We start from the raw sequence: 20,946 nt of genomic DNA on the forward strand, positions 1-20,946 counted from the left end.
CTCTTCCCTCCCGGGTTATGCATGCTTGGACGAACGAAAACTTCTCCCGCTTGCCGTTTGAATGGATTCGCAGCGGTTGATTCAGGCCTGCTCGTCAACCTGCAATTTTGGAATCGCGTTCAGCAGCGACACCGTATAGTCATCATGCGGATGCTGCAAAACCTGGGAGGTTTCGCCGCGTTCGACGACACGCCCCTGGTTGAGCACCATGATGTTATCGGTTATCAGGCGTGCGCTCAGCAGATCGTGCGTGATGTACAGCATGCTGACGTTCAGGCGCACGCGAAGATCGTCAAGCAGAGCGAGGATTCCAGCTCGCAGCGTCATGTCAAGCATGGAAACCGGCTCGTCCGCAATCAGAACCTTCGGATCGCTCGCCAATGCGCGCGCTATGACCACGCGCTGCCGCTGGCCGCCAGACAGCTGATGCGGAAGCTTCGCGGCGAATTGCTCAACCGGGGTAAGTCCGACGAATTCGAGCAGCTCAAGCATCCGCTGCCTTGCCGCACTGCCCCGAAGCTTCGTATAGTTCGCAATGGGACGGCTGAGAATGTATTCGACATTGTGCAGCGGGTTCAACGCCGCATACGGATCCTGGAACACCATCTGAATGTCGGAGCGCAACGCTCGCAGATCGCGACCGCGACGCATCTTCTCGATATGCTTGCTGCCAAGCGTGATAACCCCCGATGTCGGGTTTTCCACAGCCGTGATCATCTTGGCAATCGTTGACTTTCCCGAACCGGAAGCGCCAACAAGCGCCAATGACTGACCCGGGTCGAGCGTGAACGACACATCGTCAACCGCTCTGACTGCGCTCTCCCCCCGCTTGCGCGCAGGATATATCTTGGTGATATGAGAGACGGTCAAGGCCGTACGCTCATCCTCTGCATGCGCATTCTGTTTATAAGCCTCATTGGCATTTTCCCTCGTTCGCAAGCCCGGGACTGAAACATGCGCCGCACGGGGATCCCCATAATGGCTGAGCAGCATCTTCGTGTAGTCGTCCTTCGGATGCTCGAGAATGTCGCGGCTCGAAGCATCCTCGACGATGCGGCCATTATGCATGACCAGCACGCGTTGCGTGGATTCAAGCACGATGCCCAAATCATGGCTGATGAGGATGGCAGTGAAACCTTCTGACTTCTGCAGTTCACGTATCGTGTTCATGACCTCATGCTGGACAAGCACATCAAGTGCCGTCGTCGGCTCATCGAAGACCATGAGCTTGGGATCAAGACTCAGCGCGAGCGCGATGGATACACGCTGACGCATGCCGCCGGAAAGCTCGCCCGGATATCGGCTTAGGGTGCTTGCTGGCAGCCCGACCTTCTCAATCAGCTCCTTCGCACGCGCCTCGCGCCTATCCTTGCGAATATGCTCGTGCGCCTTGAAGATATCCATGAAATGGTTGCGGATCGTGCGCACCGGGTTCAGTGCGTTCATGCCGGACTGCAGCACCATCGCGAATCCGCCGCGACGCTGCTTGCGCAGCTCCTCCTGATTCAGCGTTGCAATGTCAACGCCGTCAAAGATGACCTTGCCCTCGCTCACGCGTGCGGGTGGACGGGACAGTGCCGTGATGGCAAATCCCAGCGTCGACTTGCCCGAACCGGATTCGCCGACCAGACCGACGAATTCACCTTGTTCCAAATCCACGTTCACATCGTGGACAGCCTTGACGGGCTCAGTCCCAGGTGTGTCGTATTCGATGGACAGATGATCAATATGAAGCAGACTCATCGTGAACTCCCTTCACGCAGTCGAGGATTGCTGAGTCGGTCAACGCCGAAGTTGATGAATGTCATGGAGACGGCGAGCAATGCGATCATCAGACCGGGAGCGAGCAGAAGCGCCCACTGTCCGGTGAGGATGACGCCGTTGTTCTGCGCCCAATAGATCATCGTGCCCCAGCTGATCGTTGTGGAATCGCCCAGACCAAGGAACTCAAGTCCGGCTTCCGCCAAGGCCGCAGAGGTTGCGGCACCGAAGAAGTTGTTGATGATGAGTGACAGCATGTTCGGGAATATCTCATGGAAGATGATTCGTGCGGCGCTGTCGCCGCTGAACGCCGCCGCGGTGACGAAATCACGCGAGCGCAGGGATTGGGTCTGGCTGCGAAGCACGCGCGAACCCCATGCCCAACCGGTGAATACGATGACCAGGACGATCACCTTCATGCCGCCGTTCTGCAAGTATGAAGCGATGACGATCATCAGTGGCAGTTGCGGAATCACCAAGAACAGGTTGACGATGAAGCCGACGAATTCGCCGCCGAATGACTTGATGTACCCCCAGCTCAGGCCGATGACGACAGCGAGAGCTGTGGAAAGAATGCCTGCGACCATGGCGACCATAACCGAGATTCGTCCACCCCAGATAAGCTGCGAGAACACGTCCTGACCGCTTGCCGTGGTTCCGAGAAGATGACTCAGCGATGGCTGCGCATTGGTTTCGAAGCCGGTCTGCTTGGGATTGTACGGACTCACGATGGGTGCGAATATTGCCAGCACGATAATCAGGCTGAAGAGGATGATGCCGAAGCGTGCCTTCGGAACGGACCATACCGTGGCGAAGCTGCGTCCTGCAACCCGGAGTCCTCTGATCAGCACGTTGTCGTCAGCCGAATCGTGAGGTGCGCGTGGTTGTGAGTGTTCGCCCTTGTTTGACGGTGGCGTGGCAACGTCGAGATTCCTGCTGTCGTCGCCTGCCGACCCGTTCGCAGGATTGCCCGACATGTTTCCTGTGACCTGCGCTTGCTGTGCTTGTGTCATTCCACTCACCTCCTGGTCCGTGGATCGAGAACGCCGTAGAGAATGTCAACGACGAAATTGGCTACCAGAACGCTGACCGTGATCATCAGGAACAGAGCCTGCATCAGTGGATAGTCCTGATTCGTGACTGCTTGGAACAGCAGCATGCCGATGCCTGGATAGCTGAAAACCTGTTCGACCAGCAGCGAACCGCCGACGACGCCGCCAAGCACCAGACCGAATGAGGTGAGGTTTGGCAGCAGCGCGTTTCGAGCCGCATACCTGAGCATGACCGTGCCTTGGTGGAGGCCGTTCGCCTCCGCGAAGGTCACATAATCATCACCAAGCGTATTGATCATGTTGTTGCGCATGCCCATGACCCAGCTCCCCAATGAGGTTATGAGGATGGTCAGTCCGGGAAGGATCGAATGATACAGTGCGTCGATCAGGAACGACCAGGACGGGTTGGGAACTGCGGTTGCGGCATATGCGCCTGATGTCGGGAATGCCTTGGCAACATAGCCAAGGAAGAACAGCAGGAGCAGCGCAAGCCAGAACGGTGGGAAGGCCGAGAAGAACGAGCTTGAGACGCTGCCGGTGGCATCGACGAGCGAGCCGCGCTTCCAGGCCATCGCCGCACCGAGCATGGTGCCGATGATGAACGAAAGAATGGTGACCGTACCGACCAGCACAAGAGTCCACGGCAAGGCTGTTGAAACCAGCGAAGAGACCGATTGTGGGAAGTTGCTGTACGAGATTCCGAAGTTCAGATGAATGACGTCATTGAGATATTGAACATACTGCTGGAATGGATTGCCTGTGGGCACCCCTAGCTGCGCTTCTATCGAGGCACGCATTTCCGGCGTCACAGGACCATTTTGCGAGAGTTTGGCTATGGCTGCGTCGGCAGGAGAACCGGGCATCATACGGGGTAGCAGGAAGTTTACGGTGATTGCTGCCCAGAGTGTGAGCAGGAAAAGACCGATTTTCCCGAGATAGTAGCGCACGAGATGACCTTTCACTGATTACTGCAATAATTACTGCGATAATTACTGCACTGAATTACTGCAATAATTGATTGATTGCTGTTGATCGGATTGCTGCCGATCAATTGCTGCTGTGCTTGATTACTGCAAGTGTTGCTGCTGCCATTCTTAACCTTCGAATCAGGCAGCGCTGGCTTGGTTGCAGCCATCATGATGCCCAGCCCAGGGGAATCCGTTGACCTTCATTGTCTGGATTCCCCTAAGCGGTGCATATGCGTCTGCATGTGGACCTGAATCAGGCCTTCTTCAGATTGGTTACGACCATCAGCACCTGGGATGTCCATGTGGTTGGTGAGGCGTAGGGATTCTGCTCCGTTGGCCAGCCGGTGAACTTCTTCGTGCTGTACAGGCTCCACAGACCGCCGTAGAACATGCCGACAACGGGAACCTGGTTGTAGACAACCTCTTGCAGCTGATCGACTATTGCCTTCTGCTCAGTCTCGGAAGAAGTCGACTTGAGCTGGGAAAGCAGCGAATCGGTCGCACTATCCTTGTACCGCTCGAAGTTGGCAGAAGCCGCCGTACCAACCGGCTGATAGAAGTCGCCATTGAGCAGGTTACTGTAATCGGTGTAGACATCGCCCGTACCACCGAAGGACGAGACGATCAGGTCATAGTCGCCGTTGTTGAGCGCCTGAGTGTAGGCGGCTGGCTGCGGCTGATTGAGCTTGACCGAGATGCCGATGGCACTAAGTTGATTCTGCAGCGTCTCGATGCCACGAAGCCAATCGCTGTATCCGCTGGGGACCGTGACGGTCAGGGTCAGCTGCTTGCCGGTACTGTCAACAAGCTTGCCTCCACTCTCGGTGTATCCTGCACTGGCGAAGTACTTGAGCGCATCGGTCTTGCTCTGCTTGACGACTCCACTGTTGGGGATGCTCGAGTTGACCCACGACTTCTGGTTGGGAAGCAACAGGCCGGTCTGTGTCGAAGCATCGACATAGCCCTCTTCGGCATCCTTGGCTATGGCCGTACGGTCGATGGCATTGCTCAGGCCAAGACGGAAGTTGACATTGTTATATGGAGCCTTCGTGAGGTTCGGGAAGAGCGAGACCGTGCCGCCCGGAGGGAACCAGTAGTGATTGTGCTGCTTGTCGGCACCCACCCAGGTCTTCTGCACGTCGTTCATGTACATGTAGCCCCAGTCATAGCCCTTGTTAATCATGTCAAGCGCCTTGTTCGACGCAGGAAGGACGATTGAGGTGGCGGCAACCTTGCTGGCCTGCCAATAGTCGTTGTTCTTCGTCAGCGTGTATTGGTTCGGCGTGTAGGTGCCGAGCTTGTAAGGGCCGGTTCCGACAGGCGTGGCATTCGTGTCCTTGACCGGATCCTTGATGTCCTTCCAAATATGCTGAGGAACGATGAGCTGCTGGTCGATGATCTTGATTGCAGGAACGTCATTGTCCTTCAGATTGAAGGTAACCGTGTCGCCGCTTGTCGAAACGGAAGCGATGTGCTGCCACACGCCAAGCGTGTCGAGAGCGCCGTTGCTCTTCAGCAGATTGAAGGTGTAGACGACATCCTTGGCAGAGAATGCCTGACCGTCAGACCACTTCACGCCGGAACGAATCGTGTATTCGACGGTCTTGGGGTCGATGATCTTGTGAGAGGTTGCGAGGAATGGCGTTTCCGTGCCCTTGATGCTGTTGACCACCATCAATGGCTCATAGATGAAGTTGATGCCGGTTCTCTTGCTGCTTGAGAACGGGTTGAAATTCTTGGTGAATGTAGGGCTGCCATTATCTCCCCCAAAGAGAATCTCAGTAGCCGAGCTGCCCCCTGATCCTGACTGTGCATCGGTGCTGCCGCATGCGGCGAGCCCGATGGCCATGGTGGCTGCAGCTAGGGCAGCGACTGCGCGTACCGCTAGATGTTTAGTATTCATTTGACGCTTCTTCCTGTCCACATTGACATATGGCGTACTCGAAATCTCGACGTGCACGTCACCATTGTCATCAAAGCAATGCATTCTGGCCTGTTCATCATGAGGAACCCCAATGTTCAGAGCACAGTGAAAACCGCTTTGATTTAACTGGCAGAAACAATTGTATGCGCTTACATCTGCTTTTGCAAATACGGTCGATATTATTTCTTTTCTTGCTTACATTGGCTTTATTCCAGCGTATTTGAGACTTATAATTTCGACACGCCGAAATGTTAGCGCTACCAAGGACATGATTTTTATGTGTACACTAATGCCCAGATGTAAGAAATGTATGAAACTGAATTGACTGCATTCATCGCGTTTCACCCACTGCGTTTATTACATTACGATTACAGTACGCCAGTCAATGTCAATTCCCGTGGAGGCAACGATGTCATCCAAGAAACCGACCGTATACGATGTCGCCAAAGAAGCCGGCGTATCGATCGCGAGTGTCTCAAGATCATTGAGAACGCCGGAGAGCGTGCGTCCCGCAACGCGCAAACTCATCAACAGAGCGATAGACCGGCTTGGCTATGTTCCCAGTGGAAGCGCGCAGAGTCTGGCCGCACGCAGAACCGGAGTCATCGGACTGTTCATGTCGAATCTTGACGAGCTCGACGATCTTCAAGACTTTACGCTCAGCAGCGTCGACGATGCACGAGTGGAAATCGATCCCGCGCACCATGCCGACTCTCACCGCAATGATTCCCTGTATTATGACCAAGTGCTTCGAGGCTGCGAGCTGGAAACATGGAGGCGTGGACTCTCGCTGATGGTCAACCTTGGCCTGGATCGCAACGAGAAGGGCCTCACCCAACTCGCCGGTGAGATGGTTGGAAAGGTCGATGGGCTGATCGTGATGGCGCGCAGCGTGCCGGACTCCACCTTGGAATTTCTCAGGCGACGCGTTCCGGTCGTCATGGTGGCGGATGCACCATCGGACAACGAGGCCGGATATGACCTGGTTCGTGTCAGCAACCGCAAGGGTATGCGCAAGCTGGTGCAGCATCTTGTCGACACACATCACGTCGATGACTTTGCCTATATCGCAGGCCCCGACGACTCCCCTGACAATCACAAGCGATATGTGGGATTCTGCGAGGGATTGCGCAGTCGAAACATCAATCCCGAAACCGTACCGATTTATCGAGCTGGATTCTCGTTCGCGGTAGCACACACCATCACGCAGGACATGGTGGCACGGCATAAGATACCCCGCGTCATGGTGTGCGCCAACGATCAGATGGCACTCGGCGTATGCAAGGCCCTGACCGATGGCGGCATTCGCATTCCGCAAGATGTGATCGTGACAGGATTCGACGGCATCAGCGAATCTGAAACGAATACGCCGCGCATCACCACGGTCAGTCAGCCAATGCGCAATCTGGGAAGGGCCGCAGTAAGCACGATGGTCCAACGGCTTGAAAATCCCGACGCCGAACCGTATGCGATTGAGCTTCCGGTGACTTTGCTGCTGCGAGAGAGCTCCGAAGGCGAGCTCACGAAGGAACAAGAGTCAACTTCTGACTAAAAAATGAGATTTAAGCATACGAATGCGAGTTTTGCGGCAATTTCTGAGTATCAGAGCAGAATTTGGCTGTTTTTAGGCACCCAAAAAACCAAAAATCAGACTATATACTCAGAAATTGCCGCAAAACTCGCAATCTCTCATGCTTAGAGACCGATTTCCTCCGTTGCGGCGATGTCGTTCTCGTAATCCATATCTTTCGTTTCCCTAGTGAACAGTAGGGAAACGAAAGTCAAGACGGCCGAACCGGCAAGATAGACACCGACGAGCCATGTGCTGCCATGCGCCAAACTCCACAACGCGGTTGCCACCATAGGCGCAAGTGCCGCGCCGAGAATGGAACTCACGTTGTAGGCAATCGCCGATCCGGTGTAGCGCACATTGGTGGGGAACAATTCAGGCAGAAGCGCTCCCATGGGCCCAAAGGTGAAGCCCATAAGCGTGAAGCCGATGACGAGGAAGGATTCAGCGAACCAGACGGTTGAACTCTGCCCACCGCGACCATCGAGGAAAAATGGGAACAGCAGCCCGAACGCGATAATCGCCACAGTGACGATGAGCAGCAGCTTGCGCCGTCCCATAACATCCGCCAAAGGCCCTGAAATGAGCGTGAAGATGCCGAAGAAGATAACGCCGAAAATCTGCATGAGCACGAAATCGGTATAGCTGATACCAAGTCCGGAAGGAGAACCGCTGGTCGCTGCAGTGCCATAGGTGAGGCTGAATGTCGTCATGAAGTAGAACAACACGTAGGTTGCAAGCATGGCGAATGTTCCCAACACCACAGCCTTGAAATGATGACGAAGCGTATCCGCAAGTGGCATCTTGACAATGGCACCCTGCTTCTGAGCCTTCTTGAAGGCTTCCGATTCAACGAGCTTCAAACGAACCCACAGACCGATCGCAACCATCACGGCAGAAAAGACGAATGGAATCCTCCAACCCCAGCTGAGGAATGCTTCAGACTGCAGCAGTGAACTCTCGGGATGTGGAAGCGCAAAGTTGATGATAAGGAAGAGACCGTTTGCGACAATGAATCCCAGCGGCGCACCCAATTGCGGGAAGGTACCATACCATGCGCGCTTGTTTGCCGGAGCGTTCTCCGTAGCGACAAGAGCGGCACCAGACCATTCACCGCCAAGGGCAAAGCCTTGAGTCAGTCGAAGCAGAAGCAGGAATATTGGAGCTATGACGCCAATATGGCTGTAGGTCGGAAGGAATCCGATGATGAAGGTGGCGATGCCCATCGTGAGCAGCGAAGTCACCAACGTGGTCTTGCGACCATACTTATCCCCCATGTGACCGAAGAAAACCGCACCTATGGGGCGAGCGACCATGGCTGCACCGAATATGGCAAATGAGGCCATCAGCGCTGCAGTTTTGTTCGTGGCCGGGAAGAACAGCTTCGGAAAGACCAGAACCGCGGCAGTTGCATAGACATAGAAGTCATAGAATTCAATGGTCGTTCCAACCAGGCTTGCCGCAATGACTCGAGCTGGAGAGTTCAGAGGCTTGGCCGCCTCATGACCTTCCTTGTTTGACGGTGATGATATTGATGTCGATTCTTGGATCGACGAGGACAAAGATGACACGATTACCCTTCTCGTTTTCGTGCAAAAAAGTCTTCTCGATGGCGAATTCGCTACTTGTAGTGGTCGAAGCCGTAACAAAGTGTAGATGACTGGATGGTTATGGTCCTTGTGGGAGCCGTGGAACAGAATCCTAACATGCCATATGAGTTTAACAAGAGGAATATCACCTAATGAACGCAACAATCATGCTGAAAGCTGAGTTTTCTGCGCCCGGCAACGATCCACACCAAACAGCACCTGCCAGCAACGTGCCCCAATGATGCACACCAGTGGTGCACACCAGCAATCAATGAACATCACAGCCCTGGATGGCCATGCATGAAACGTGGGCAACAAACGCGTTGGGAATGTAAGAACGATTCCAACGCGTTGGACTGCATGGAGACTTATTGGGCGTCGGCCTTGCGATACACCTTGGTGTATGAGCCTTCGGCGCGAGGGCGAATAACCAACGAATCGATATCGACCGTATCGGGAAGATCAACGGCCCATCGAATCGATTCCGCAATATCGCTGGCCTGCAACGGATCTGGAACGCCCTTGTACACGTTGTCCGCCTTGGCCTGATCGCCACCGAAGCGCTTGAGCGAGAACTCCTCGGTATGCACAAGACCCGGCGAGACATCGATAACACGAATCGGTTCGCCAATCTGCTCGAGTCGAAGCACGCGAGCCATCACGCGCTCGGCAAACTTCGCGGCGCAATACCCTGAACCGCCTTCATACGGCTCGATTCCCGAGGTCGAAGAAATAATCAACACCGTGCCTTCAGACTGCTTCAAGGTGGGCAGCAGCTTCTGCGTGATGCGCAAGGTACCCAGCACATTGAGTTCGTACATGCTGCGCCAGTCGTCAATGCTTGCCGTTGCCACAGGATCCTTGCCCAGTGCACCGCCAGCGCAATTGATCAAAGCCTTGACAGGGCCTTCGGCAATGATGGTCTTCACCGCAGCGCTTGTCGACTCTTCATCCGTGATATCGCAGACCAGGTATTCGCATGATCCGCCCTTCGCCTGAATGGAGTCCGTAAGCGCCTTGAGCTTGTCCTCACGCCGAGCCAGTGCGACGATGCTCCACCCATCGGCAGCCAGGGTTCTTGCCGTTTCAGCACCAATGCCACTCGAAGCGCCGGTTACGACGGCGCGCTTTGCCGACTCAGATGGCTTGCCCGTTGTTGATACGGTTCCTTGGGTCTCTTGATTCACTGCATCAGCCATGTATGCTCCTTCACTGGGTTTATGACCAATATGTTCGTTCACTACTGCATTCGTTCACTACTGTGTTTATTCACTGCTGCGTTTGTTCACCACCGTGTTGGTTCATCGCCGTACTTGTAACAGCGCCGAGCTATAACAGCGAAAATCTGGCAGAGATTGCTCTCACACCTGATGCCGCCGTATACAACCATTGTGGCTCACCCATGAACTTTTTTGATTACGGGCTTTGCTTTAGGCGAATCCAAGCGATATGTCAGGAGGGTGAACAGCAGTCCGAAGAAGGCCAGAACGGTGAGCATCAAGAAGTCAAGCTGAGTGCCGGATGCCACGGCAGAGCTTGCGTTCGCAGCGCTCGACTTGCGCTCGAACACCGTTATCGCGGCAGCCAGGACAGATGTTCCGAGCGATCCCGCATATTGCTGGAATGTGTTGAACATCGTGTTCACATCGCCCTGTTCTGCAGGAGCGACACGTTTGGTCGCATCGGACATGGTGCTGCCGAAACCGGTGTTGAAGCCAATGCGGATGAACATGTAGAGCAGGGTCAGCGTGAGTACCGTCGAGGACTTGGTGAACCAGCACAGCAGCGCGCAGCCGATCATCACGGAAACATTGCCCAAGGTAATGGTGATGCGAGGGCCATGCTTGTCATAGACTCTGCCTGCAAACGGCGATACGACCGATCCCGCAATCGAACCGGGCAGCATGATCAGACCGGCGACAAGCGCGCTTGTGCCCAGGTATTGCTGCGAGAAGAGCGGAAGAATCACGGAAATGCCAATGTTCGCAAACTGGAAGATGAAGAAGGTTGCCGCACGCAGTCGGACAATGCTGCGAGCAAGAAGACCGAAGTTGATGATCTGACGCTTGCCCTTGATGGCATGGACCACCAGCAATACCAGCGCAGCTAAGGTGATGACCACTCGAATGACGAAGCCCGGATTGGTCACTCCCATTCTGCCCCACTGATTGACGACTTCAATAAGCCCAAGCATGCTGACGGCCAGCAGCGCAAGCCCTATGGCATCGAAACGCCTTGGATGCTCTGCTGCAGGCAAGATAACGTAGCGGAAGCCGACGAATGCCAGGACCGCGATCAGGGGGACGAGTATCCAGAAAATCATGCGCCATGACAGGAAATTGGTCAGGACACCGCCATATACCGGGCCTAGTGCTGGGGCCAGCGAAACCACCATTGCCGCAAGACCGACATAGAAGCCGAGACGTCGCAGCGGAACCAGGTCAAAGATGAGATGGTACATCAGCGGGGTTGCCACGCCGGTCGCCATCGCCTGCAACAGTCGTCCGGTCATCAGCAGCGCAAGGTTGGGAGCCATGGCGCACAGCAGCGATCCGCAGAAGCATGTCACCACGGCGAAACGGAACATCGATTGCGCGGCAAAACGTTCGTTGAGGTAGGCTGTCGAGCACATCACGACCGTGACCATAAGCAGATAGCCTGAGGTCAGCCATTGAACGCTGCCAAGGCTGGCATTGAACTGGTGCATCAGAATGGGGAATGCGACCGTCAATGATGTTTCTGTCAGAATACCCAGAAATGTAAGCAATCCCACTGAGAAGATTGCAAGTTTCGATTGTAAACTCACCTCACGCATGGATGCTCCCCCCTGACCTGTGTGGAATCACACCGAGCTTCGCCTTCAGAATCGTGCCTCAACCCATTGCTGCTTGCCAATGCTTCTCAAAATCAATGACCCTTAAGACCAATGATTCTCAAGGCGTGTATCTCTTAAGATCAATGACCCTTAAGGTCAATGCTGGCAATCTCGAAGCAATCGAGTCCCACGGTACTCGATTCAGCTGGACAAGATCAGAGTTCAAAACCCAGTTCTTCAGCAGCGGTCTGGGGAATTGCTTCGAAGGCCCAGTATTCGTCAAGATTTTCGCCGGTGCTCAGACTGCGGATTTCAGCCTTGTCGATATAGAGTTCACCGTGCAGATGATCGGTCTCATGCTGGAAGATTCTCGCCGGCCATCCGTGCAGATGATCCTCTTGCTTCTTGCCGGATTCATCCATCCAGAAGGCATTGATGTCGAGCCAACGCTTTCGGACTGCCTGAAAACCATCCACGGAAAGACAGCCTTCGTAGAAGCTGCGAGTTTCGGTGCCGATTGGCTCATATCGTGGATTGATGATGGTATGGAAGGGGAATTCTGCGATTTCTCGAGGATCGTCGTCATCATCTCGAACATGGTCCTCAACCACGGCCAAGGTGAGCGGAATGCCAACCTGTGGAGCGGCAAGCCCAACGCCTGGGGCATCGAGCATCGTCACGCGCATAGCTTCGATCAGCCTGTGGAAGGTTCGTTTGCCCAGCTGCCCGGTATATGCTTCGCTCTGCTGACGCAACACTGGGTCGCCAGCCTCCACGATGCCGAGCAGCTGGTCCTCCCCCGCTTCCTTCAGCATCGCGTCAATCGCTGTGTTCAGACGTGCGTCCAGCTTGCTGTGACCGGGGAACATTGAGCCTCCAAATGTTGATTGGTGTGATGGATTGGTGTGATGGATTCGTTCGTCGCTGCAGCACACGCTACAGTGAAAGCTCATCCTTGACGATCTGCGCAAGACGTTCGCATGTTGCGTCCGCCTGCTCCTGCGTCTCGGCCTCGGCCATGACGCGCACCAATGGTTCGGTGCCGCTGGGACGGAGCAAGACCCGGCCGGTCTCTCCGAGCAGCTGCTCCTCATGCGCTACGGCATCCTTGATCTTGGCATTGGTTGCCGCTGCGAGTTTGTCGACATTGGGCACATTGATCAACTGCTGTGGCAACTGCGGGAAGTCGGCGGCAAGCTGCTTCAAGGACTTGCCTGAGCGCACGACCTCGTTGGCAAGGGTGAGTGCCGTGAGCGTTCCGTCACCAGTCGTGGCGAATTCGCGGTTGATGACGTGTCCGGACTGCTCGCCACCGAGGGTGAACCCTCCGCGAAGCATCTCTTCCAGCACGTATCGGTCACCCACGGCGGTCTGCACTGTGGCGATGCCCATGTCCTTGAGCGCAAGCCGCAATCCCAGATTGCTCATGACGGTTACGACGAGCGTGTCGTTGGCGAGCTTGCCATCGCGTTGCTTGGCGCGGGCGAGAATGCCCATGATCTGATCGCCATTGACCATCGTGCCATCTTCGTCCACCGCAAGGCACCGGTCGGCATCGCCATCGAAGGCCACTCCCATGACGGCCTGCGACGCCTTGACCATGGCCTGAAGCTGCTCAGGGTGAGTCGATCCGGCGTGCTTGTTGATGTTGTAACCATCTGGAGAAGCATTGATGACCACGACATCGGCTCCGGCCTGACGCAAGGCTTCCGGTGCGACAACCGATGTGGCACCGTTGGCGCAGTCGGCCACGATGCGCAGTCCTGCGAGGGGCTTTGTACGGGTCTTGTCTGCTCCCATCGGTGCCACGGCATCGACAAGATGATCTATGTAGCTGTTGGTTGCGGTGACGGTGTCATGCGAGACTCTGCCGACACCCTTGCCGGTCGGACGCTCCCAATCCTGACCGAGCACCTTTTCAATGTCGTCTTCCTTGGAGTCGGGAAGCTTGAAGCCTCCGCGCGCGAAGAACTTGATGCCATTGTCTGGCATGGGATTGTGGGATGCGGATATCACCGCACCCATCTCAACGTTGAGCACAGAGGTAAGGTATGCGATGCCTGGAGTTGGTATGATGCCCACATCGATGACGTCGAATCCGCCGGCACTCATACCAGCCGCCAGAGCCGAAGCGAGAAAGTCACCAGATACGCGGGTGTCGCGCCCAATCAGCGCTCGTCGCCTGCCACCGGTCTGGTCGCGACTGCCCAAGACACGAACTGCTGCATCCCCCAAATCGAGTGCAAGCTTTGCAGTCAAATCCCGATTGGCCAGTCCTCGCACACCGTCAGTTCCGAAAAGTCTTGGCATCTTGCCCTTCTTCATGCTCATAATTCCTGTGAATCCGCAGTTATAACCATATCAATTGTTGTCCCACATCGGACAAAAAATGCGGATGGCGCGCTTTTTCGCACACCACCCGCACAGCGCCGACTCTGCATGAGGCCACAATGCAGCTTCTCAGGGTTCAGATGCAACGGCTTGTTGAGTTTTGCGACAATGTTGAAGTATCACCGTCCAGAATCGCTGAAAATCCGACCAAGAACATCCGAAAATCAGGGCTGATTCAGGGTCGATACTGTGCAATTGTCGCAAAACTCGATAAGTCGGAAACTTTCGTGCTCTACAGCTGCGAATTGTAGGTCTGCACCTTCAAAACACGGCGTGAAACGTCAAGATTCTTCATGATCATGCCCCGAAGCGCTCGATCAGCGTCCGCATGCTCTTCAAGCCAGCGTTCACCACCGGCAACGAGCTTGTGCGCATCGGCGAATCGAGGATACAGGCCCTGCCCACCCAAGGGGCAAATCAGAGTTTCGGCAATATGGAATGACTTGTCTTTCCATATGGAATCGATGCTGCTGAAGAAACGATCAACATAACCCTCGTACAGCTGTGGATCGGTGTTCTGCGAGAATCCTGCGGCAACTGCTTCGATCTGGGAATTCGTCAGAGCATCGTCATCCAGTGCTTCGGTCCATGCCCACTTCTTGGTCTGAGCAGTGGGACGAGCAGCCTTGGCACCATATGCCTTTTCTCGGTTCTCCGTGGTTTCACGCTTGCTGAGTTCAGCATCGATTGCCTCATCACTGATCAGGTCGTTGGCTGCGAGCGCGTGAATGATAAGCCAGCGCAGGCTGTTGTCGATGCTCAGACCCTCAAGCTTGAGTTCGCCGCTGAGCAAGCCTTGGGCATTGTCTTCGAAATCGTCGTCAACGCCATAGCCTAGGTACACCTGCAGCAGTTGGAACTGTTCGTCTGAACCGGCTTCGGCTGCAAGTACGAGCTTCCACAAGGTCTGAGCGACGAGTTTCATGATGGATGCCCTGCGGCTCGGTGCCACGTAGTTATGCACGGCACCCGAAATCTGCGACAGAGCGTATCGGAAGGTGGTCGACTGCTTTTCCGTGGACACAGCTTTCAAGGAGAGCGTTACAAATCGTTCTGCCGGGAATTCGGCATCCCTGGTCATGTCCCAGAGCGAGAGCCATATCACCGCGCGAGCCAGCGGATCCTTGAACGCATAGAGATGCGCCTCGGCGAAGTTCAGCGATTCCTTGTCAAAGCGCAGTTTCGTATAGGTGAGATCATCGTCATTGACCAGAATGAAACGAGGACGCTTCAAACCGATGATGTCGCTGATTTCGGTACGCTCGCCGTCAACATCGAGTTCGAATCGATCGGTGCGCACGATTTTGCCGTTATCGTCAGGGTTGTAGAATCCCACGGCAATGCGATGCGGGCGCGTTACCGGGAACTCTGCAGGCGCTGTCTGCACCAGATCTGCCTTGGTTATCGTGCCTTCGCTGTTAGTGTCGATGTCTGCGGTGATGGTGTTGATGCCAGACTGCTCGAGCCAAAGCTTCGACCAGGAGTCAAGATCGCGGCCGGAAGCCTTGGACAGTTCTACAAGCAGGTCATGAAGCGTGGCATTGCCATAGGCGTGCTTGGTCAGATAGCTGTGGATGCCTTCGAAGAATTTCGCACGGCCGACATAGGCGACAAGCTGCTTCAGCACTGAGGCACCCTTGGCATAGGTGATGCCGTCGAAGTTGACGTAGGTGTCGTTCAGATCATGGATGGGTGCCACGATGGGATGCGTGGTTGGCATCTGGTCCTCGGCCAGAGCCCAGCTTTTCTCGCCGGAGCAGAAGGTTGCCCAGTCATCGGTGTGCTCGGTGGCTTCGGATGTCGCGAGCGTGGACATGAATTCTGCGAAGGATTCGTTCAGCCACAGGTCATTCCACCATTTCATCGTCACATAGTCACCGAACCACATGTGTGCAAGTTCATGCAGCACGGTTTCGACGCGCCTGTTGATGACGGCGCCACTCACCTTCGATTCGAAGATGTAGGAATCGCGCAAGGTCACCAAGGCTATGTTCTCCATGGCTCCCGCGTTATATTCAGGAACGAAAACCTGGTCATACTTGGCATAAGGGTAGGGCACGCCCCAAGTCTTGGCATAGAAGGCAAAGCCCTTCTTGGTCACGTCGAACAGCGACTCGGTGTCCTTGTCAAAGGCATCCTTCAAGGACTGACGGCAATAGAGGCCCATGGGAATCGTGCGGCCATCCTCGTTCGCATATTCGGATGTCCACCCTGCGTAGGGACCGGCTACGAAGGCAGTCAGATACGAGCTCATTGTTGGCGTCTGCTCAAAGATCCAACGCTTGATGCCCTCTGCCGGCGCATCGCCGAGCGTGCCTTCTGCGGTCTTGCCAGCCAGATTCTCGACTGATGCGACAGGGGAATTCGAAAGAACGGTCCATGATTCTGGAGCGACCACGGTGAAGTCGAAGGTCGCCTTCAGATCAGGCTGGTCGAAGACGGCATACACGCGACGAGCATCAGGAACCTCGAACTGGCTGTAGAGATAGATCCTGCCGTCTGCTGGATCGACGCTGCGATGCAGACCCTCTCCTGTGCGCGAATAGGCGCATGTGGCTGTCACATCGACCTGATTGTGCTCTTGAAGATGCTCAAGCGCGATTCTGTCATCCTTGAACACGACTGCGGGGTCCAGCGTTGCTCCGTTGAGCACGATGCTGTCGACCGTTGGCGCAATCAGATCAAGAAAGGTGCTGTCTCCCGGCTTCGCATCAAAGGTGAGCGTCGTGGATGACGTGAAGGTTTTGGCCCCCTGCGTGACATCGAGCGACACCACATATGCTGGATGTGACACTATCTCCCGTCGTTCTTCGGCCTCGATCTGTGTCAGATTCGATCCTGGCATTCCCCACTCCTTAGCTATCATCACATGATGATGGATATATATTGTGCTGCAACTCATATGAGCAACTGTGCGTGCTGTTCTTCGGCATGCCCGAGCTGCTTCCAACCTTACTCTCGGGCATGATTGTGGCCCCGAAACATGAGGCACTACTCGTGTCTTATGTTTCGAGGCCACGGAATCGGGTTCACGGCTGAATCAGCCGCATGACCGAGTCAGCCATGCAGCTGAAACAACCGGATTCCAATGTGCTGGTCGAAGCCGTTATATGCTGTTCGCTTACTTCTCAACGTCCTGCGCTATGTCGGCAACCACCGGCACGATCATCGGGCTGCGGTGCAGCTTGCGAGCGATCCAACCACCCAAAGTCCTGCGCATGATCTGCTGCAACTGGTGCGTGTTATGCGTACCCTGCATCATCGCATCCTGGAGTTGCTCGACGATCTGTTCGCGCACACGTTCGAACTCGCTCTCGTCCTCGGCAACCGCATTGAGGAAGATCTTCGGTCCGCTGATCACATCGTTCGTTTCCGTATCGACGACGACGAAGGCTGAAACGAAGCCCTCGGAGCCAAGGATTCTGCGCTTCTCGAGTTCCTCGTCGGTGAGCTCTCCCACCGAGTCGCCATCGACATACACATAGCCGCATGGCACGCTGCCAACCACAGCCGCCTGACCATGATAGAGGTCGACGACATCGCCATCCTCGGCGAGCACGACGTTCTTCGGATCAACGCCCGTCTTGACCGCGATCAGACCGTTGGCCACCAAATGACGGTTTTCACCGTGGATTGGCATGGCACAGCGAGGCTGAACGATGTTGTAGAAGTACAGCAGTTCGCCTTCGTCGGCATGACCGGACACGTGGATTGCCGCATTGTCCTTATTGATGACTCGCGCACCCAAGCGTGTGAGCTTGTTGATGACCTTGTATACGCCATGCTCGTTGCCTGGAATGAGCGAGCTGGCAAGAATCACGGTGTCGAATTCGTTGATCGTGATGTCTCTATGCGTGCCATCGGCGATGCGTCCAAGCGCAGCCATGGGCTCGCCCTGCGAACCGGTGACCATGTAGACGATCTTGTTGTCCTGAATGTCATGCGCCTGCTTCAGATCGACAATCGTGTCCTCTGGCAGATGCAGATAGCCCAGATCAGATGCGATGGCCATGTTGCGCACCATCGAACGACCGGCGAACACCACCTTGCGGCCGTGCTTGTGGGCAGCATCGACAACCTGCTGCACGCGGTGCACATGGCTGGAGAAGCTGGCGACGATGATCTTTCGTGTGGCGTCGCCGAATGCCTTGTCGAGGGCCGGACCGATGGAGGTCTCAGGCTTCACGAAGCCGGGAACCTCGGCATTGGTGGAATCCACCATGAGCAGGTCAACGCCCTGCTCCCCCAGACGGCCGAACTCGCGCAGATCGGTGATCTTATGGTCCAAAGGCAGCTGGTCGAGCTTCATGTCACCGGTGTCGATGATGTGGCCTGCAGGAGTCTTGACCGAAACGCCCAGCGCATCGGGAATGGAGTGCGTGACCGTGATGAATTCAAGATTGAAAGGACCGACCTTGAGCTTGTCGCGACCTTCGACCTCGACCTTGGTGGGTTCAAGACGATGCTCCTTGCACTTCGCGTCCACGAAGGCAAGCGTCAGTTTCGAACCGATCAAAGGAATGTCAGGACGCAGCTTCAAGAGATACGGAACCGCCCCGATATGGTCTTCATGACCGTGCGTGAGGACAAGGGCTTCGACATCGTCCAGTCGATTGCGGATGTAATTGAAGTCAGGGAGGATCAGGTCGACACCTGGCTGCTCCTCCTCGGGGAAGAGCACACCGCAGTCGATGAGCAGCAGATGACCGTTATATTCGATAACGTTCATGTTGCGTCCGATTTCACCGAGACCGCCGAGGGCTACGATTCGCATGGAACCCTTGTGATATTTCGGAGGTGCGACGAGAACGGTTTCCTGCTTGGTGGCCGAATTCGTCATCTTGCGTGAATTGTTTCCCCTGGAACCGGAATAGTTGCCACGGCGCCTGCCGTTTCTGTTTTGCGACCGGTTACCTGTACTTCTTTTTCGTGTCGTGCTTTTTTGTTGTTCTTGTGTCATTTCCACTTGATTTTCTTTATTCAGTGCCTTCGCCTGATACGAAGGCAACGCTCATCGTATGATGTGCGAATTCAGAGCAAGCCCGCTCGACGCATGCCCTCTTCCGCCTTGTCGAGTTCGCGTGCACTCGGACCTACGTTAGGTTCGCGCATCGTTGTTCCTGGAATATATCCCTTGATTTTCAGAGCTGCCTTTGCCATGACCGCCTGGAATCCATCACCGTTGAGAGCGGTGACGACAGGCTCGATCTGGGCCGCCAATTCCTGAGCCTTACGAATGTCTCCCGAATCGAATGCCTCGGCCAATTGCTTCATCGGCCTTGCGGCAACGTGGGCTGCGACTGATATCACACCTACGGCACCCATGGCCAGGAAAGGCAGATAGAGTGAATCGTCGCCTGAATACCAGACCAGATTGGTAAGTCTGCGCTTGACCAAAGCTTCGGCGACATTCCCCGTTGCATCTTTTACTGCTGCGACATGTTCGAATTCAGCGAGGCGCTGATAGGTGCTCGTCTTGACATGCAAACCGGTACGTCCGGGTACGTCGTAGACGATGATGGGTTTTTCGGCCACTTCGTTCACTGCCTTGTAGTGTGCCACGATTCCATTCTGCGAAGGACGGGAATAGTAGGGCATCACAATAAGCAGACCATCGGCTCCTGCATTCTGCGTCATTTCAGCCATGCGCACGGTGTGAGCCGTATCGTTCGAGCCTGCGCCCGAGATCACGGGGACATCAACGGCTTGCTTGACAACCTGAACGAGCTTGACCTTCTCTTCGAGATGGGTCACCGGCGACTCTCCGGTGGTTCCGTTTACCAGCAATCCATCCGCTCCATCGGCGACGAGGTGCTGGGCAAGGGCGGCTGCAGCGTCGTAATCCATCGCGCCATCAGACTTCATAGGGGTGACCATCGCAGGTATGACGCGGCCAAATGGGGCTGGATCAAGAAGATTGGCGTTCGAATTGCTCATAAAACCCAAGGTACTGCGCGGCTGAGACTGGAATTGAGCGACAGAACGCCTTCATTGTGAACTTGTCAAAGTATCAAAGCTCAAAAACTGGGGAAAACTGAGCTAAACAAGCCAAAAATCGACGTTTATACTTTGACAAGTTCACAATGAACGGAACAGACGCGGAATTTAGAGGTTGAGGAAGGAGTTGAGGCCGATGGTGAGGCCTGAATGGCCTTGCTGCGCCATGGTGCGGACGGCGAGCAGCACACCAGGCATGAAAGAACCGCGATCGAAGCTATCGGCGCGTATCGTGAGCTGCTCTCCAGCGTTGCCAAGCAGTACCTCTTCGTGCGCATTGAGTCCACGCAGCCTGACTGCATGCACATGAATGCCATCGATGACTTCGCCACGAGCCGAAGTGCCGTTCTGCGTCCCGTCAGGAATGCTGCCCAGCTTCGCTGCACGGCGTGCATCCGCAATCGTATGCGCAGTATGTATTGCCGTGCCTGATGGGGCATCCACCTTGTCGGGATGATGCAGTTCGATCACTTCTGCCGATTCGAAGTATCGGGCTGCCACGCCAGCGAAGTAATCGGCAAGAACCGCGGAAATCGCAAAGTTCGGAGCGATGAACACACCGACATTCGGATGATCTGCCAGTGCCGTGCGAATCTTCTCGTATTTCTCTTCCGTCCAGCCGGTTGTGCCGACGACGACGCTGACATCACGACTGATCAGTTCAAGAACATTGCTCAGCGTTACCGAAGGCACGGTGAAATCAACGGCAATGTCGGTATTGTCGGGCTTGATCAGATCGAATGAGTCGCCTGCATCAAGCCGCTGGGACACTTCCATGTCTTCTGCCGATTCAACTGCTCCGACAACGGTGCGACCCATGCGCCCATGGGCTCCTATTACTGAAACCTTGATCATTCGTGCAAACCTTTCCTTGATGTG

14 protein-coding genes are annotated in these 20,946 nt (G+C 55.2%); 1 reads left to right on the forward strand and 13 read right to left on the reverse strand.

What is annotated here, in order from left to right; all coding sequences use genetic code 11:
- Nucleotides 1-81: 81 nt before the first annotated feature.
- The 4 genes from QN215_RS07305 to QN215_RS07320 all read right to left on the reverse strand — a co-directional run bounded on the left by QN215_RS07305 (nt 82) and on the right by QN215_RS07320 (nt 5,684).
- Nucleotides 82-1,743: an ABC transporter ATP-binding protein gene (locus tag QN215_RS07305; protein WP_369343667.1), complete on the reverse strand. Its 1,662-nt coding sequence runs from the start codon at nt 1,741-1,743 to the stop codon at nt 82-84.
- A complete protein-coding gene (locus QN215_RS07310) occupies nt 1,740-2,774 on the reverse strand; it encodes an ABC transporter permease (RefSeq protein ID WP_369343668.1) in 1,035 nt (344 codons plus the stop codon). The genes QN215_RS07305 and QN215_RS07310 overlap by 4 nt, the downstream gene beginning before the upstream one ends.
- 5 nt (nt 2,775-2,779) lie before the next feature.
- Complete coding sequence (locus QN215_RS07315) at nt 2,780-3,775, reverse strand: ABC transporter permease (protein WP_369343669.1); 996 nt, start codon at nt 3,773-3,775, stop codon at nt 2,780-2,782.
- 259 nt (nt 3,776-4,034) lie between these two features.
- Complete coding sequence (locus QN215_RS07320) at nt 4,035-5,684, reverse strand: ABC transporter substrate-binding protein (RefSeq protein ID WP_369343670.1); 1,650 nt, start codon at nt 5,682-5,684, stop codon at nt 4,035-4,037.
- Between the two features lie 430 nt (nt 5,685-6,114).
- On the opposite strand from QN215_RS07320, the gene QN215_RS07325 reads away from it, so the two are divergent.
- Nucleotides 6,115-7,257: a LacI family DNA-binding transcriptional regulator gene (locus tag QN215_RS07325; RefSeq protein ID WP_369343671.1), complete on the forward strand. Its 1,143-nt coding sequence runs from the start codon at nt 6,115-6,117 to the stop codon at nt 7,255-7,257.
- 143 nt (nt 7,258-7,400) lie between these two features.
- Here the strand turns inward: QN215_RS07325 and QN215_RS07330 are convergent, their stop codons facing one another.
- From QN215_RS07330 to dapB, 9 genes are all read right to left on the reverse strand, one after another.
- Nucleotides 7,401-8,846, reverse strand: coding sequence for an MFS transporter (locus QN215_RS07330; RefSeq protein ID WP_369343672.1), 1,446 nt, complete (start codon nt 8,844-8,846; stop codon nt 7,401-7,403).
- Between the two features lie 386 nt (nt 8,847-9,232).
- The gene (locus QN215_RS07335) at nt 9,233-10,063 is read right to left on the reverse strand and encodes an SDR family oxidoreductase (RefSeq protein ID WP_369343673.1); all 831 of its coding nucleotides are present in this window, start codon (nt 10,061-10,063) and stop codon (nt 9,233-9,235) included.
- Between the two features lie 197 nt (nt 10,064-10,260).
- Nucleotides 10,261-11,670, reverse strand: a complete 1,410-nt coding sequence (locus tag QN215_RS07340) for an MFS transporter (RefSeq protein ID WP_369343674.1) — start codon at nt 11,668-11,670, stop codon at nt 10,261-10,263.
- A gap of 224 nt (nt 11,671-11,894) precedes the next feature.
- Nucleotides 11,895-12,548, reverse strand: a complete 654-nt coding sequence (locus QN215_RS07345; RefSeq protein ID WP_369343675.1) for a peptide deformylase — start codon at nt 12,546-12,548, stop codon at nt 11,895-11,897.
- Nucleotides 12,549-12,615: 67 nt separating this feature from the next.
- Entirely contained in the window at nt 12,616-13,989 is a 1,374-nt protein-coding gene (glmM, locus tag QN215_RS07350) for a phosphoglucosamine mutase (RefSeq protein WP_369345112.1), read from the reverse strand.
- A gap of 313 nt (nt 13,990-14,302) precedes the next feature.
- Nucleotides 14,303-16,915 (reverse strand): aminopeptidase N, encoded by a 2,613-nt coding sequence (gene pepN, locus QN215_RS07355; protein WP_369343676.1) that lies wholly within the window; start codon nt 16,913-16,915, stop codon nt 14,303-14,305.
- Between the two features lie 276 nt (nt 16,916-17,191).
- Entirely contained in the window at nt 17,192-19,030 is a 1,839-nt protein-coding gene (locus QN215_RS07360; RefSeq protein WP_369343677.1) for a ribonuclease J, read from the reverse strand.
- A 71-nt stretch (nt 19,031-19,101) separates the two neighbouring features.
- A complete protein-coding gene (gene dapA / locus QN215_RS07365) occupies nt 19,102-20,007 on the reverse strand; it encodes a 4-hydroxy-tetrahydrodipicolinate synthase (protein ID WP_369343678.1) in 906 nt (301 codons plus the stop codon).
- A 168-nt stretch (nt 20,008-20,175) separates the two neighbouring features.
- Nucleotides 20,176-20,922 carry a 4-hydroxy-tetrahydrodipicolinate reductase gene (gene dapB / locus QN215_RS07370; RefSeq protein ID WP_369343679.1) on the reverse strand — a complete coding sequence of 249 codons (747 nt, stop codon included), beginning with the start codon at nt 20,920-20,922 and terminating at the stop codon, nt 20,176-20,178.
- Between the last annotated feature and the right edge of the window lie 24 nt (nt 20,923-20,946).

Source organism: Bifidobacterium sp. WK041_4_12 (assembly GCF_041080795.1).
Taxonomy (GTDB): domain Bacteria; phylum Actinomycetota; class Actinomycetes; order Actinomycetales; family Bifidobacteriaceae; genus Bombiscardovia; species Bombiscardovia aquikefiricola.

Coding starts and splice junctions, on each gene's coding strand:
- QN215_RS07305 (WP_369343667.1), bottom strand. CDS start 1,743: ATGAGTCTGCTTCATATTGATCATCTGTCCATCGAATACGACACACCT.
- QN215_RS07310 (WP_369343668.1), bottom strand. CDS start 2,774: ATGACACAAGCACAGCAAGCGCAGGTCACAGGAAACATGTCGGGCAAT.
- QN215_RS07320 (WP_369343670.1), bottom strand. CDS start 5,684: ATGAATACTAAACATCTAGCGGTACGCGCAGTCGCTGCCCTAGCTGCA.
- QN215_RS07325 (WP_369343671.1), top strand. CDS start 6,115: ATGTCATCCAAGAAACCGACCGTATACGATGTCGCCAAAGAAGCCGGC.
- QN215_RS07335 (WP_369343673.1), bottom strand. CDS start 10,063: ATGGCTGATGCAGTGAATCAAGAGACCCAAGGAACCGTATCAACAACG.
- QN215_RS07345 (WP_369343675.1), bottom strand. CDS start 12,548: ATGTTCCCCGGTCACAGCAAGCTGGACGCACGTCTGAACACAGCGATT.
- glmM (WP_369345112.1), bottom strand. CDS start 13,989: ATGCCAAGACTTTTCGGAACTGACGGTGTGCGAGGACTGGCCAATCGG.
- pepN (WP_369343676.1), bottom strand. CDS start 16,915: ATGCCAGGATCGAATCTGACACAGATCGAGGCCGAAGAACGACGGGAG.
- QN215_RS07360 (WP_369343677.1), bottom strand. CDS start 19,030: ATGACACAAGAACAACAAAAAAGCACGACACGAAAAAGAAGTACAGGT.
- dapA (WP_369343678.1), bottom strand. CDS start 20,007: ATGAGCAATTCGAACGCCAATCTTCTTGATCCAGCCCCATTTGGCCGC.
- dapB (WP_369343679.1), bottom strand. CDS start 20,922: ATGATCAAGGTTTCAGTAATAGGAGCCCATGGGCGCATGGGTCGCACC.